The 15,871-nt window shown below is 56.0% G+C and carries 11 protein-coding genes; 8 read left to right on the top strand and 3 right to left on the bottom strand.

From position 1 onward, the window contains the following. Window positions 1-590 precede the first annotated feature (590 nt). The 5 genes from iraM to tus all read left to right on the top strand — a co-directional run bounded on the left by iraM (window position 591) and on the right by tus (window position 6,805). Entirely contained in the window at window positions 591-938 is a 348-nt protein-coding gene (gene iraM / locus CMQ96_RS02675; protein WP_098065837.1) for an anti-adapter protein IraM, read from the top strand. Between the two features lie 338 nt (window positions 939-1,276). Further along, window positions 1,277-1,993: a two-component system response regulator RstA gene (rstA, locus tag CMQ96_RS02665; protein ID WP_004134406.1), complete on the top strand. Its 717-nt coding sequence runs from the start codon at window positions 1,277-1,279 to the stop codon at window positions 1,991-1,993. A gap of 251 nt (window positions 1,994-2,244) precedes the next feature. Continuing rightward, entirely contained in the window at window positions 2,245-4,017 is a 1,773-nt protein-coding gene (locus CMQ96_RS02660) for a GGDEF and EAL domain-containing protein (protein ID WP_098065835.1), read from the top strand. 479 nt (window positions 4,018-4,496) lie between these two features. Then, the gene (gene rstB / locus CMQ96_RS02655) at window positions 4,497-5,798 is read left to right on the top strand and encodes a two-component system sensor histidine kinase RstB (protein WP_098065833.1); all 1,302 of its coding nucleotides are present in this window, start codon (window positions 4,497-4,499) and stop codon (window positions 5,796-5,798) included. Between the two features lie 74 nt (window positions 5,799-5,872). After that, window positions 5,873-6,805: a DNA replication terminus site-binding protein gene (gene tus / locus CMQ96_RS02650; RefSeq protein WP_098065831.1), complete on the top strand. Its 933-nt coding sequence runs from the start codon at window positions 5,873-5,875 to the stop codon at window positions 6,803-6,805. Here tus and fumC read toward each other — a convergent pair. Together fumC and fumA are read right to left on the bottom strand one after the other, a co-directional pair. Then, window positions 6,795-8,195: a class II fumarate hydratase gene (fumC, locus tag CMQ96_RS02645; RefSeq protein WP_098065829.1), complete on the bottom strand. Its 1,401-nt coding sequence runs from the start codon at window positions 8,193-8,195 to the stop codon at window positions 6,795-6,797. The genes tus and fumC overlap by 11 nt on opposite strands. Before the next feature lie 142 nt (window positions 8,196-8,337). Further along, entirely contained in the window at window positions 8,338-9,984 is a 1,647-nt protein-coding gene (gene fumA, locus CMQ96_RS02640; RefSeq protein ID WP_024357995.1) for a class I fumarate hydratase FumA, read from the bottom strand. Window positions 9,985-10,181: 197 nt separating this feature from the next. Here fumA and manA point away from each other — a divergent pair, with 197 nt between their 5' ends. After that, complete coding sequence (gene manA / locus CMQ96_RS02635) at window positions 10,182-11,360, top strand: mannose-6-phosphate isomerase (protein WP_098065827.1); 1,179 nt, start codon at window positions 10,182-10,184, stop codon at window positions 11,358-11,360. A 98-nt stretch (window positions 11,361-11,458) separates the two neighbouring features. Further along, a complete protein-coding gene (locus CMQ96_RS02630) occupies window positions 11,459-13,021 on the top strand; it encodes a YdgA family protein (protein ID WP_024357993.1) in 1,563 nt (520 codons plus the stop codon). A 25-nt stretch (window positions 13,022-13,046) separates the two neighbouring features. Here CMQ96_RS02630 and CMQ96_RS02625 read toward each other — a convergent pair whose 3' ends face one another. Further along, window positions 13,047-14,075: a Mal regulon transcriptional regulator MalI gene (locus CMQ96_RS02625; RefSeq protein ID WP_024357992.1), complete on the bottom strand. Its 1,029-nt coding sequence runs from the start codon at window positions 14,073-14,075 to the stop codon at window positions 13,047-13,049. 174 nt (window positions 14,076-14,249) lie between these two features. Between CMQ96_RS02625 and malX the strand changes: the two genes are divergently transcribed. Further along, window positions 14,250-15,842 (top strand): maltose/glucose-specific PTS transporter subunit IIBC, encoded by a 1,593-nt coding sequence (gene malX, locus CMQ96_RS02620; RefSeq protein WP_004134377.1) that lies wholly within the window; start codon window positions 14,250-14,252, stop codon window positions 15,840-15,842. Window positions 15,843-15,871: the final 29 nt, after the last annotated feature.

Here is a 15,871-nt window from a genome sequence, read left to right as displayed (position 1 = left end):
AATCTCATCAGTTTACTCGCACCATTAATCCGCAGTAAGTGATGCAAATCAATACTGATAAAATAGCCTGACAACGGTTAATTGATATAGGCGGTTTTTAGCATAACTGATGACTTTAAATCTATTCTTTCTGCACTCATTCGCAATAAGCGCGCGTAGACACTTTTTAGAAAAACAGCAGAATAAAGTCCGTTATATTGATTTATATCAAAATAAAACCGATTTCATAAAGAAGCATACTTTGCCATTAATGACATGCAGCGTAGTAGATATGATCGTAATTATATGATTTTACGATCTTTCGATCTAATCTTGATATCCAGCGCGGAATTTTATTCTATTCACAACCAACAATGCAGCTTATTAGTTCATCTCCGGTCGGTTTTTCGAATCTTTTACTTGTTGCTATTATCAATATCAGTATTAGACACTCATGTAAGTGCAATTATTCCATATTAAACTAAGTCAGCGTCAGCTAAAGGAACCTCCATGTTTGGACCCGCTTCAGGCACAATAAAAAGCCCCTTAAACCTTATCAAACTATATACATCAACGCGAAAATGCTCATAAATTACTGGAGCGCATTAAGCATGCAGTGGAATATTGAAAATAGCCTTGTATGTCCTGTAACCGGAACAGGATTTTCAGTTGCGGCAAGTGCTAAAAATCTCAAATTAATCATATGGTATAATGGTGATTATTTTTTGAACACTGGTTCGGTTATTAACATCACTCAAAATGAAGTGCTCATTAACGGCGAGCCCGGCGATTTACAGGTTATTCACGCTTTCCCCTATACGGAAATCCTGTGGTCAACGTTTGCCCGGTATATCGATTGTCCGGGCAATGAGAATCCTATGTTGCTCATCTGCAATCGAAGAAGTCTCTGCAAATTCGCCTTGTGCCCCTACGGTGCGAGGCAAAAGAGGCCAGAATAAGGCTCTCCCCTGACTCAAGCTCAGCCTATTTCTCTACGGGCAGAGGCTGTTCTGACAGACGCTGCCCACCTTCTGCCGCACCCCATGACCATAATACGCAGAACTTTCGTCATTAACGCAATCATTGTCTGGTCACGTGAAAGCATAGCTCTGAACCACAAGTCCGGGAAGCATAGCGAATTTCGTCACCAATACATAGCTCATATTAATGCCCGAATGGTTTACAATGGCGATAGCGATGAATGGGCTGCTGACCTTATGATGCCTCATGCGCCGTCTCAGCCGCGATTCCGGCAAAGCGATTCAAACGATGATAGATGAGTACAAGCATACACAATATGAATAAAATTGTTTTCGTTGAGGACGATGCCGAGGTCGGCGCACTGATTGCCGCCTACCTTGGCAAACACGATATGGACGTGGTGGTAGAACCGCGCGGCGACCGGGCGGAAGAGGTTATCGCGCGCGAAAAGCCCGATCTGGTGCTGCTGGATATCATGCTGCCGGGTAAAGACGGTATGACGCTGTGCCGCGATTTGCGCGGCCAATGGCAGGGCCCCATCGTCCTGCTCACTTCGCTGGACAGCGATATGAACCATATTCTCTCTCTCGAAATGGGCGCCAGCGATTATATCCTGAAAACCACGCCGCCCGCGGTGCTGTTAGCCCGCCTGCGCCTGCATTTGCGTCAGCACGTCGCCGTGCCGGAAGGTAGCGTCCCTTCCTCCCTCACCCCGCATAAAGCCATCACCTTTGGCTCCCTGAGCATCGATCCGGTCAATCGCCAGGTCATGCTCAGCGGCGAAAGCGTCGCGTTATCCACCGCGGATTTCGATCTGCTGTGGGAGCTGGCGACGCACGCCGGACAAATTATGGATCGCGACGCGCTATTAAAAAACCTGCGCGGCGTCAGCTACGATGGTATGGACCGCAGCGTCGACGTTGCCATTTCGCGGCTGCGCAAAAAGCTTCTCGACAATGCGACCGAGCCCTATCGCATCAAAACGGTACGCAATAAAGGCTATCTGTTCGCCCCCCACGCCTGGGACAATTAATTCACGGGTCAGCTGTGAGTGCGGGTTAAGTCGCCACAGTCACTGCACCCTCCTGTTAATGATTAACTATTCTTAAAACAAGCGTTGCGCTTAATGCAAAACTGGCGAATCCGGAACCGATCGGCGCAAAACATTCTAATGTGGTGGTAACCATGGCGATTGTGCCACTATCGATACCCGCCGTGAGTATAGAGCTTCACACCATCAGTGGGTTGGGATGACCGAAATATCTACTGTACGGGGGTATTTAAATGTTGAGCGATCTCAGCAACGATGAAAGTAAAAGACGCGCGGCGATTGACCTGTTAAAAAATCCCGACGAGGGACGGGACGAAGCATTAAAGAAGTATACGCATCTGGTCTGCCAGTTGCTGAAAATGCCGATGAGTTTTGTCTCGGTGCTGGATGATGAAAAGCAATATATCAAATCCGCTCAGAATATCGCCGCCACGGAAACCCGCCTGGGCGACGCATTTTGCGAACAGACCTTGAAACAGGGTAAAACGTTCATTTGTCGTGATACGCATCAGCACCCGGTTTTTCAGCGCGATCGCGCCGTCAGACAAGCGCCGTTCATTCGTTTTTATGCGGGATGCCCGCTGACAACCCGGGATGGGGTGGCCGTGGGTACCTTGAGTATCCTGGATACGCAACCCAGGGAACTTTCCGACGAGCAGGTCGCTATCTTTAACACGCTGGCCGAGCTGGTATCGGACTTCTTAGCCTCCTGGCACTCGGTAGGCTATACCGACGTCGTCACGCTATTACCCAATCGTCAGCGCCTGCTGAAGGACATTGAGGTGTCGGCGGTGAGCGCCTTCCGGCTGGTCATCATTGACTGCATTGATATGCCCTTTGCCTACGAGATGGCCCGCTCATTGGGGATGATTGCCGTAGAAAACTTACTTCGCGACATGACCGCTCAGCTGCAGGCACGTCTGCCTCTCGCGGGCCAGCTTTACGCCGTGGCGGTCGGACGATTTGCTTTTTTAACGCCTGAGCCAACGGCTCTGTCGCTGGAAAACATTGCCCAAAACCTTCAGGGAACCCAGGCCAGGATTGGCCCTGAAGTTCCCCTGGATTTGGATATTCACATGGGTGACTCCGGGCTGTGCGACAGCACCCTGACGCCGAATGAAATTCTGCGTCGTGCGGTGAGCGCCTTGCATGAGGCGATAAGCCAGGGGCACCGTTTTACCACCTATAATGACGCCCTGGATACCCGCAAAAAGAGGGATTTCAGCCTGCTGACCGAACTCAGACAAACGCTGCAGGGAAACCAGGGCTTATATCTGGTCTATCAGCCGAAAATCTCGCTGGCGACCGGGCGCGTGACGGGTGCTGAAGCGCTGGTCAGATGGAAGCATCCGACAAACGGCGAAGTCCTGCCCGGCGAATTTATCCCGCTGGTCGAAAAGACCAGCCTGATGCGTGAGCTCACGGCCTGGGTTATCGATCGCACTATCGCGCAGCTGAGCGAGTGGCGGGACCAGGGACTGACTCTGCCGGTGTCAATTAATCTGGCCGCCAGTGACTTTTCTCGGCCCGATTTCGCTGAGGAGCTTGAACAGAAACTGCGGAATGCGTCTCTTGAGCCGGCGCTGCTGGGGTTGGAGTGTCTGGAAACAGAGAAGATGCTTGAAAGTCCGGCCGCGCTTAACGGGTTGAACATGCTCAAAAAACGTGGATTTAAAATTTCTCTGGATGACTTTGGTTCGGGATACAGCAACATTAATTACCTGCGGCAAATGCCCCTGGACATCATCAAACTCGACCGGTCTATTGTGAGTCATATTGTCGACGAAAAAGCCAGCCGCATTATTGTGCGTAACGTTATCAAGCTTCTCAAGCAGCTCGATTACATCGTCCTGGCCGAAGGCGTCGAGGATCGCAAAACGGTCGAGATCTTGCGAAGCCTCGGCTGCGATGAGGTTCAGGGCTATTTCTATGCCAGGCCAATGGTTTCTGCAGATTTTGCAGCATGGTCCCGCGCCAGAAACGCAGCGCCGGAAATAACCCCCTGAAGGGCATCGCCGTTTTCGTAGCAAATGATCGGACGCATCGGCGGTTACGCAAGGTTCTTGCTGACCAAAATGCCCCACGTTCAGTCGCGCTAACCGTACCAGCCAGCTGGTTTCTAGCCGAAATTGCCATATAAAGTCCAGCAGAGATGAGAAAAGGTGTTATATCAAGTTGAACCCTCCTCACCTATAACCACTTTCTTATAATGGTTTTTTGACAAGCTTACGCGACGGCGTCAGCACTCGCTTGCTATGGCCTCCTCGAGTGGGCGCAATCAAGATTGCCGGGTGTGTCGACTGCCCGCCGCATAACTTATGCAGAGCGGATGTTGTCAGCCGGTGCGAACCCTGCTTTCATAGCGAATCCAGCGGCGGATGAAAATGCAGAAAGGGGTTTTCACGAAGTTTCTGCCGGGGAAAATGCCCTCATGATGCCTCTGAGGGTATGAGAAAGGCATTTAACCTTTTTTAAGTGAGATTTAATGAAAAAGCTGTTTGTGCAGTTTTACCTGCTGCTGTTCGTCTGCTTCCTGGTGATGACCATGATGGTTGGCCTGGTGTACAAATTCACCGCCGAACGCGCCGGGCGTCAGTCTCTGGACGATTTAATGAAAAGCTCGCTGTATCTGATGCGCAGCGAGCTGCGGGAGATCCCGCCGCGCGACTGGAGCAAAACGCTTAAAGAGCTGGATCTCAATCTCTCTTTCGATCTGCATATCGAACCCATCAGCAAATTCAAGCTGTCGGAGAACTCGATGCAGCATCTGCGCGCCGGGGATATCGTCGCTCTCGACGATCAGTACACCTTTATCCAGCGCATCCCGCGCAGCCACTACGTGCTTTCCGTCGGCCCGGTGCCCTATCTCTATTTTTTGCACGAGATGCGCCTGCTCGATCTGGCCCTGATGGCTTTTATCGCCATCTCGCTGGCCTTCCCGGTATTTATCTGGATGCGTCCGCACTGGCAGGACATGCTGCGTATTGAAACCGCCGCCCAGCGCTTCGGCGACGGACATCTTAGCGAACGCATTCATTTCGACAGCATGTCCAGCTTCGAACGGCTGGGCGTGGCGTTTAATCAGATGGCCGATAATATCAACGCGCTTATCGCCAGCAAAAAACAGCTGATCGATGGTATCGCCCATGAGCTGCGAACCCCGCTGGTGCGTCTGCGCTATCGACTCGAGATGAGCGAGAACCTCACCGAAGCCGAATCTCTGGCGTTGAACCGCGACATCGGCCAGTTGGAAGCGCTGATTGAAGAGCTGCTGACCTACGCGCGGCTTGACCGTCCGCAGAACGAACTGAAGCTGACGACCCCCGATTTCCCGGCGTGGATCCGCGATCATGTGGAAGATATTCAAACGGTTAATCCCCAGCGCGAGGTCGCGCCAGGCGACATTTTGGCCGGCAATTACGGCGCGCTGGATATGCGCCTGATGGAACGGGTGCTGGATAATCTGGTGAACAACGCCCTGCGCTACAGCAATCGGCGTATTCAGGTCGGCCTGACGCTGCAGGGTTCGCGGGCGACGCTGCGGGTCGAAGATGATGGTCCCGGTATCGCGCCTGCTGAGCGCGCGAGAGTTTTCGAGCCTTTCGTACGCCTCGACCCCAGCCGCGATCGCGCCACCGGCGGCTGTGGCCTCGGTTTAGCTATCGTTCACAGTATCGCCCAGGCTATGGCCGGGGAGGTCCATTGCGAAGAGAGCGCGCTGGGCGGAGCCTGTTTTTGCTTTAGCTGGCCGGTCTATCATCAGTTGCCGAGTTTTACCTCCGCCTGATGAGCCTTTGCGCAGATGCTGAGGTCTGCTATAGTTAAAAAAACGTCAAGCATGTTGTAACTAAGGTGGGAAATATGGCCAGCTATGACCTCGTTGAACGTCTGAACGGCACCTTTCGCCAGCTCGAGCGCGAACTGCAAGAGCTGAAACAGTCCCTGAGCCAATGCCGCCTGCTGGCCGCCCGCGTCTTTGAGCTGCCGCCGGTAAGCAAGGATGCGGAACACCAGCCGCTCGACAGCATCAATGTGGTTCAGCATACCGGCAAAACCGCGCTGGAGATGGCGCTCAGGCACTACAGCCATCTGTTTATCCAGCAGCAGTCGGAAACCCGCAGCAGTAAGGCCGCCGTGCGCTTGCCCGGCGCGATTTGCCTGCAAACTGACGCCAACCAACAGGCTGAGCTGGCAGGCAAAATTGCCCATATCAACGCCCTCAAAGCAACCTTTGAGAAGATTATTACCGTCGATTCCGGCCTGCCTGCCGCCGCGCGGTTTGAGTGGGTCCATCGCCACCTGCCGGGGCTTATCACGCTTAGCGCCTACCGTACCCTGACCCCGCTGCTCGATCCGAGCACCATTCGCTTTGGCTGGGCCAATAAGCACGTGATTAAAAACCTCACCCGTGACCGGGTGCTGATGCAGCTGGAAAAAAGCCTGCTGTCGCCGCGGGCGGTGCCGCCGTGGACGCGCGAGCAGTGGCAAAGCAAGCTGGAGCGAGAGTATCAGGATATTGCCGCCCTGCCGCAGCGGGCAAAGCTGAAGATAAAGCGGCCGGTGAAGGTGCAGCCCATCGCCCGGGTCTGGTACAGCGGCGAACAAAAACAGGTGCAATACGCCTGTCCGGGACCGATGATTGCGCTGATATCCGGCACGAAGGGGGTCAGCGTGCCGGACCTCGGTGAGTTACTGAACTATGACGCCGAGAACGTACAGTATCGCTATAAACCGCAGGCGCAGTCGCTCAGGCTTCTGATCCCGCGGCTGCACCTGTGGCTGGCTAGCGAGTAGGCAGACTGCCCACCATCTCTTGCGGGCGAACCCACCGGTCAAACTCGTCCTCCGTCAGGTAGCCGAGCGCCAGCGCGGATGCCTTCAGGGTCAACCCCTCTTTGTGCGCCTTTTTGGCAATTTCCGCCGCTTTGTCATAGCCAATATGGGTGTTCAGCGCGGTGACCAGCATCAGCGACTCATTGAGCAGCTGGCTGATGCGTTCACGATTCGGTTCAATCCCCACCGCGCAGTGCTCGTTAAAGCTCTCCATCCCATCCGCCAGCAGCCGCACCGATTGCAGGAAGTTGTGGATCACCAGCGGGCGGTAGACGTTGAGCTCAAAGTTGCCCGATGCGCCGCCAATATTTACCGCGACATCGTTACCCATCACCTGGCAGCACAGCATAGTCAGGGCTTCGCACTGGGTCGGGTTGACTTTGCCGGGCATAATCGACGATCCCGGTTCATTTTCCGGGATCGCAATTTCGCCAATCCCGCAGCGCGGGCCGGAAGCCAGCCAGCGTACATCGTTGGCGATTTTCATCAGCGAGGCGGCCAGGCCTTTCAGCGCCCCGTGGGCGTGCACCAGGGCATCCACGGTCGCCAGCGCTTCAAATTTATTCGGCGCGGTGACAAACGGCTGGCCGCTTAAGGCCGCGAGCTCGGCGGCGACGCGTACCGCGTATTGCGGATGGGTGTTGAGCCCGGTTCCCACCGCCGTCCCGCCCAGCGCCAGCTCCGCCAGATGCGGCAGGCTATGGTCGATATGTTTTAAATTATGCTCCAGCATCGCTACCCAGCCGGAGATCTCCTGGCCGAGGGTCAGCGGCGTGGCGTCCTGCAGGTGGGTGCGGCCGATTTTGACGATGTCGCTGAAGGCAACGGCTTTGTCGTTCAGGGTCTGCTTTAGCACGTTGAGCTGCGGAATCAGCTTCTCCCGCAGGGCAATTATCGCCGCCACGTGCATCGCCGTCGGGAAAACGTCGTTAGAGCTCTGGCTCTTGTTGACATCATCGTTCGGGTGCACCTTACGCTCCATCCCGCGCGCCCCGCCCAGCAGCTCACTCGCGCGGTTGGCCAGCACCTCATTCATATTCATATTGCTTTGCGTGCCGGAGCCGGTTTGCCAGATAGCCAGCGGAAAGGCGTCCGGATGTTGGCCTGCCAGCACTTCATCCGCGGCCTGAATAATCGCATGCGCTTTCTCCGCGGCCAGCAGGCCGAGATCGTTATTCACCTTCGCCGCCGCGCGCTTGGTCAGCGCCAGCGCGTGGATAAGCTCGACCGGCATTTTTTCCGTCGAAATGCGGAAATGTTCCAGCGAGCGCTGGGTTTGCGCGCCCCATAGCTTGTCAGCAGGCACGTCGATGGCGCCCATTGAGTCTTTTTCACTGCGATACGTTGTCATGACTGTCTCCTTGGATTCAAAGTGCGAAATCGCGACAAAGCTCACCTGCTTAAAGCGTAAAGTATGGGTCAGATTTATATGTTGTTTTAGTCGTTCGTGCCGCTAAGCGGCATAAAAAAACCGCCCCGAAGGGCGGCTGGGATTATTTCACGCAGCGGGCGCACTGCGAGCTTTGGATTTGCTGGAAGAAATCGTTGCCCTTGTCATCCACAAGGATAAACGCCGGGAAGTCTTCCACTTCGATTTTCCAGATAGCTTCCATCCCCAGCTCCGGATACGCCACGCACTCCAGGCTACGGATACTCTGCTGCGCCAGTACCGCCGCCGGACCGCCGATGCTGCCGAGGTAGAAACCGCCGTGCTTATGGCAGGCGTCGGTGACCTGCTGACTGCGATTGCCTTTGGCCAGCATTACCATACTTGCGCCGTGGGATTGCAGTAAATCGACGTAGGAGTCCATACGGCCAGCGGTGGTGGGACCAAGAGAGCCGGAAGCGTAACCGTCAGGCGTTTTCGCCGGACCCGCGTAGTAGATCGGGTGATCTTTGACGTACTGCGGCAGTTCTTCACCGCTATCGATAAGCTCTTTCAGCTTCGCGTGAGCAATATCGCGGGCCACGATAATCGTACCGCTCAGCGATAGACGCGTTGACACCGGGTACTGCGACAGCAGCGCCAGAATATCGCTCATCGGCTGGTTGAGGTTGACCTTGACCGCCTCGCCCTCACCGGCCTGACGCAGATGTTCGGGAATATACTTGCCCGGGTTGCTCTCCAGTTTCTCCAGCCAGATCCCTTCGCGGTTGATTTTGGCTTTGATATTACGATCCGCCGAGCAGGAGACGCCCATGCCCACCGGGCACGACGCGCCGTGGCGCGGCAGGCGGATAACGCGGATATCGTGGGCGAAGTATTTGCCGCCGAACTGCGCCCCAAGACCGAGGTTTTGCGCCTCCACCAGCAGTTCCTGCTCTAGCTGAATATCGCGAAAGGCCTGGCCGTGCTCGTTGCCTTCGGTCGGCAGGCCGTCGTAATACTTGGTTGAGGCCAGCTTAACGGTTTTTAGGGTGGACTCCGCCGAAGTGCCGCCAATGACGAACGCAATATGGTACGGCGGGCAGGCGGCGGTTCCCAGGGTGCGCATCTTCTCGACGAGGTAGTTTTTCAGCTTCGCCGGCGTAATTAATGCTTTGGTTTCCTGGTACAGATAGGTTTTATTCGCCGAGCCGCCGCCCTTGGCGATGCAGAGGAATTTGTACTCCTCGCCGTCGGTAGCGTAGAGGTCGATTTGCGCAGGCAGGTTAGTGCCGGTGTTGACCTCTTTATACATATCCAGCGGCGCATTCTGCGAATAGCGCAGGTTATCCTGGATATAGGTGTTATAAACGCCCTGCGCCAGCGCGGCTTCATCGCCGCCGCCGGTCCACACGCGCTGGCCTTTCTTGCCGGTAATAATCGCCGTGCCGGTATCCTGGCAGGTCGGCAGCACGCCTTTAGCGGCAATATCCGAGTTACGCAGGAACTGTAGCGCCACGTACTTATCGTTTTCGCTGGCTTCCGGGTCGTTGAGAATATCGGCGACCTGCTGCTGATGCGCCGGGCGAAGCATAAAGGAGGCGTCGTGGAAAGCGTGTTGTGCCAGTAAAGTTAGCGCCTGAGGTTCAACTTTCAGCACTTCCTGGCCGGCGAATTCGGCGACGGAGACGTAATCACTGCTGAGGAGGTAATACTCGGTATCGTCCTTTTTCAGTGGAAAAGGATCCTGATATACAAACGGTTTATTCGACATTGTGCTCTCACTTACTGCTTAGCTGATTATATTTCAGGCAGACACTCCATTTGCCCGTGGAAAAGCGAGTCGATCGATTTTACACAATTTTTTAACAAAAACTGAGACAAGGACGACTTTTTCTTCGCGCCGGTTGCTTATCGGTCGATTGCTGGTTTAATAGTGCCATGACTATTAAGTGGAAACAGGGATTGAGAATGCAAAAGCTCATTAACTCAGTGCAAAACTACGCCTGGGGAAGCCATACCGCCTTAACCGAACTTTATGGGATTGCTAATCCGAACAACCTGCCGATGGCGGAGCTGTGGATGGGCGCGCATCCGAAGAGCAGCTCGCAGATTCTGGACAATAGCGGAACTCCGCGTTCTCTGCGCGACGCGATCGACAGCGATAAAGCGACCCTGCTTGGCGAGAAAGTCGCCGGGCGTTTCGGCGAACTGCCGTTCCTGTTCAAAGTCCTGTGCGCCGCGCAGCCGCTCTCTATCCAGGTGCACCCGAACAAGCAGGCCTCGGAAATCGGTTTTGCCAAAGAGAACGCCGCCGGGATCCCGCTTGATGCCGCCGAACGTAACTATAAAGATCCGAACCACAAGCCTGAGCTGGTTTTCGCCTTAACGCCGTTCCTCGCCATGAACGCCTTCCGTGAGTTTTCCGATATCGTCAATCTGCTGCAGCCGGTCGCCGATGCCCATCCGGCAATTGCGCAATTCCTCGCGCAGCCGAACGGCGAGCATCTGAGCCAGCTGTTTGCCAGCCTGCTGAATATGAAGGGCGAAGAAAAAGCGCACGCCCTGCGCGTGCTGCAGGCGGCGCTGGACAGCGAGCAGGGTGAGCCCTGGCAGACTATCCGCCTGATCGCCGAGTTCTACCCGGACGATAGCGGACTCTTCTCTCCGCTGCTGCTCAACGTGGTCAAACTGAATCCCGGCGAGGCGATGTTCCTGTTTGCGGAAACGCCGCACGCCTACCTGCAGGGCGTGGCGCTGGAGGTGATGGCCAACTCGGACAACGTGCTCCGCGCGGGTCTGACGCCGAAGTACATCGATATTCCGGAACTGGTGGCGAACGTCAAATTTACGCCCAAACCCGCGGGCGAGCTGCTGACCCAGCCGGTCAGCCGCGGCGCGGAGCTGGACTTCCCGATCCCGGTTGATGATTTTGCCTTCTCTCTGCACGACCTGTCGGCGCAGGCGTCAACCATCGCCCAGGATAGCGCGGCGATCCTGTTCTGCGTCGAGGGCGAAGCGGTCATCACCAAAGACAAGCACAGCCTGACGCTGAAGCCGGGTGAATCCGCGTTTATCGGCTGTAATGAATCTCCGGTGCAGGTCAGCGGCCGCGGCCGCGTCGCGCGCGTGTTTAATAAGCTCCAGTAAGTTACTGAACTTTTTAGCCACAGTTGCTAGACTTTCACCCATCATGACAACACAACCAGGCGGCCCGATCCGCCTGGTTTCATTTATGGACAAATGCTATGAAAAAATCGCTGGTCGCAGCAGGAGTTATCATCGCGCTGGGCGTCGTCTGGTCTGGCGGCGCGTGGTACACAGGGAAGCAGCTGGAAAGCCGCATTGCCGACATGGTGCAGCAGGCTAATGCTCAGCTGCAAAGCAGCGCGCCGCAGGCTGGCGTGGAGCTGACATATCAGGGCTATCAGCGCGGACTGTTCCGCAGCCATTTACAGCTGGTGCTGAAGCCCATTGCCGGCAAAGAGCCCCGCTGGCTCGCCGCCGGGCAATCGCTGGTGTTTGATGAAGTCGTCGATCACGGTCCTTTCCCGCTGGCTTCGCTGAAATCCTTTAACCTCGCTCCGGCGATGGCGTCCGTCAAAACCACGCTGACCAATAACGACGCCAGCAAGGCGTTGTTCGACATCGCTAAAGGCGAAACGCCGTTCACCATTGATACCCGTATCGCTTATAGCGGCGACAACCAATCCGCTATCGTGCTCAACCCGCTTGATTACGCGAAAGGCGATGAGAAAGTGACGTTTAGCGGCGGGCAGTTCCAGCTGAATGCCGACCGCGAGGGGAAAACCCTCAGCCTGAGCGGCGAAGCCGGTAGCGGGCAGATTAACGCCGTCAACGAGTACAACCAGAAAGTTCAGCTCACCTTTAATAATCTGAAAACCGATGGCTCCACCGAAATGGCCAGCTTCAACGAACGTATCGGTAAACAGGCTATCTCGCTGGACAAACTGGCGATTGGCGTGGAAGGCAAAGAGCTGGCGCTGTTCGAAGGGATGAAAATTGACGGTAACTCCTCGCTGACTGCCGACGGTAAAGGCATTAACAGCCAGCTGGACTACACCGTCAACAGCCTGAAGCTGCAAAATCAGGATATCGGTAGCGGCCGGCTGACCCTGAAACTGGATAACATTGACGGCGCAGCCTTCCATCAGTTCAGTCAAAAATACAACGCCGAAGCGCAGGCGCTGATGGCGGATCCGCAGCTGGCGCAGAATCCTGAGCTCTATCAGCAGGCGCTGACGCAGACCTTCTTTAGCGCGCTGCCGATGATGCTGAAAGGCAGCCCGTCCCTGACCATTTCGCCGCTGAGCTGGCGCAATGCGAAAGGCGAAACCACCCTTAACCTGTCGATTCTGCTGAAAGACCCGTCGCTGACCACTACCCCGCCGCAGACGCTGGCGGATGAAGTGGATCGTAGCGTTAAATCTCTCGACGGCAAGCTGGTGATCCCGGTCGATATGGCGACGGCGTTTATGACCCAGATTGCCGGGCTGGAAGGTTATCAGCCCGCCGACGCCGCTAAGCTTGCGGATCAGCAGGTGAAAGGCCTGGCGGCGATGGGCCAGATGTTCCGCATCACGACCATGGAAGATAACGCGATCACCTCAAGCCTGCAGTACGCTGACGGCCAGGTCACGCTGAACGGGCAGAAAATGCCGCTGGATGAGTTTGCCGGAATGTTCGGTTTAGCGCTCCCCGCCGTCGCTGAACCCGCAGCGCCGCAGGAAACTCAGCCGCAAGATGACGCGCCGCAAGACGTAGTTCCACCCGCAGCGCCACAGCAGTAAACGACAAATAGCCCCTTACCAGGGGCTATTTTCGGGTAATCAGTCGCGGAGAAATGATCTGGTTTCTCGCCGCGCCCTGGCCCTCTTCCATTCGGCGTAAAATGCACTCCGCCAGGCTTTGCCCCAGCTCCCGGGCGGGTGTCGTCACCCAGGTCAGCGGCAGGTCGTCCAGCGCATCCTCGGGCAGTTCCGCAAATGCCGCCAGCGCTATCCGCTGTTCAAAATAGCTTTCGACGCCAGCTTCGCCGCTCTGCCGCCCGGCGCGCATCAGCCCAAACCACGCCCCGGTGGCGATCACGCTGTTGTAGCACAGCACGGCGCTAATTGTCGGGTTTTGCCGCAGCAGCGCCGCCATCGCCTCCGCCGCCTGCTTCTGGCTCGACTCGCATTCGAGCACCCACTCGCTATGAAACGGCAGGCCATACTTCAGTAAGGTGGCGCAGTAGCCGCCCACCCGTTCGGCGCGCGTCAGGGACGAGCTCTGCCCTCCCAGCCAGGCAATGCGCTGATGGCCGCGGCGGATCAGGTGTTCGGTGACAATCTGCGCCGCCTGCATATTATCCGGGCGGATCAGGTCAACATCGTCGAGATAGCTGGCGCGGGAAGCAAACACCAGCGGCATCCCGGCCTGCGCCGCGCGATCGCGCAGCTCCGCTCCCTGGTCGATCGCTCCGGCAATCACTACGCCGTCGACCCCTTGCGCCACCAGGGTATCAAAACGCTGAAGCATTTTTTCACCGCTGTGTCCCCCCTGAGTGAGGAACACCATTCGCCCCTGCGACTCAAGCGCGTCGGTCAATCCGGCGGTCATCTCGGCGTAGAAAGGCTTCGATAGGTCGCTGACGATCAGACCGATCACCCCGCTCTGCCCGCCGCGCAGAGACGCCGCCTGACGGTTACGCACGAAGCCCAGTTGCTCAATAGCGTGATTGACGCGCTCGCCGGTGGCCGAGGAAATACGCCCCTTGCCGCTCAGTACCAGCGATACCGTACTGACCGATACCCCCGCCGCCTGGGCGACATCATTAATGGTGATTTTTTTCGCGATAGCCATAACTGCAGGCTGGCTCCCTTTGGCTGTCGATAAAACGTTTTATCAAGATACTCTCTTTATAAACGTTATTATCGCCGGAATATGTGATTTTTATCGCACTAAAATTAGGTAAAACGTTTTATCTTTCCGTTGCGCTTCATCCTACCGCTAACTTTAAGAACCAGGATTCATGTTATGACGGCGAAAACAGCAAGCAAAATTACCTTATGGGAGTTTTTCCAGCAGTTAGGGAAAACCTTCATGTTACCCGTGGCGTTGCTCTCCTTTTGCGGGATCATGCTGGGGATCGGCAGCTCTCTGAGCAGCCATGATGTCCTGACGCTTCTGCCGTGGCTGGACGTGCCGCTGCTGCAGGCCGTTTTCATCTGGATGGGCAAAGTCGGCTCTTTTGCCTTCAGCTTTCTGCCGGTGATGTTTTGTATCGCCATTCCGCTGGGCCTGGCCCGGGAAAACAAGGGCGTCGCCGCGTTTGCCGGTTTTGTCGGCTACGCCGTGATGAATCTGGCGGTTAACTTCTGGCTGACGGCCAAAGGCATTCTGCCGACCACCGATGCCGCCGTCCTCAAAGCGAATAACATTCAGAATATTATCGGTATTCAGTCTATCGATACCGGGATCCTTGGCGCGGTGATCGCCGGGATCATCGTCTGGATGCTGCATGAGCGTTTTCACAATATCCGCCTGCCCGACGCGCTGGCCTTTTTTGGCGGCACCCGCTTTGTTCCAATTATTACTACCGTGGTTCTCGGCCTGGTCGGTCTGGTGATCCCGTTGATCTGGCCTGTTTTCGCCATGGGAATTAATGCCCTCGGCCAGGTCATCAATAGCGCCGGGGATTTCGGACCGATGATCTTCGGCACCGGAGAACGCCTGCTGCTGCCGTTCGGCCTGCACCATATTTTGGTGGCGCTGATCCGCTTTACCGAGGCGGGCGGCACCATGGACGTTTGCGGTCATAGCGTTAGCGGCGCGCTGACGATTTTCCAGGCCCAGCTCAGCTGTCCGACCACCCACGGCTTCTCCGAAAGCGCGACCCGTTTCCTTTCGCAGGGGAAAATGCCGGCATTTCTCGGCGGCCTGCCGGGCGCGGCGCTGGCGATGTACCACTGCGCGCGTCCGGAAAACCGGCATAAAATTAAGGGACTGCTGATTTCCGGCGTTATCGCCTGCGTGGTGGGCGGTACCACGGAACCGCTGGAGTTCTTGTTCCTGTTCGTCGCACCGGTGCTGTACGTTATCCACGCGCTGCTGACCGGGCTGGGCTTCACCATGATGGCTATCCTCGGCGTGACTATCGGCAACACCGACGGCAACGTTATCGACTTTGTGGTGTTCGGCATTCTGCACGGTCTGTCCACCAAGTGGTATCTGGTGCCGGTGGTCGCGGCTATCTGGTTCGCGGTTTACTACGGCATCTTCCGTTTCGCTATCACCCGTTTTAACCTGAAAACCCCGGGACGCGATATTGAAACTAATAGCGCTTTCGAAAAGGCCGTCACCGGCGTGACCGGAAAATCAGGCTATAACGTTCCGGCGATTCTGGCCGCGCTCGGCGGCGCCGAAAATATCGTTTCGCTCGATAACTGCATCACCCGCCTGCGTCTGTCGGTTAACGACATGAGCAAAGTCGACAGCGCCGCGCTGAAAGCGAATCGCGCCATCGGCGTGGTGCAGCTCAACCAGCACAACCTGCAGGTGGTGATTGGCCCGCAGGTGCAGTCGGTAAAAGATGAAATGGCTGTCCTGATGAATACCGTCGAGGCATAAGCTCCGCCCCCTCCCTACGGGAGGGGGTT

It is taken from the genome of Klebsiella sp. MBT K-1, assembly GCF_002556465.1.
GTDB classification, from domain to species: Bacteria; Pseudomonadota; Gammaproteobacteria; order Enterobacterales; family Enterobacteriaceae; genus Klebsiella; species Klebsiella grimontii.
The sequence above is the reverse complement of the archived record's forward strand: the minus strand, read 5'-3'. Positions and strand labels throughout refer to the sequence as shown.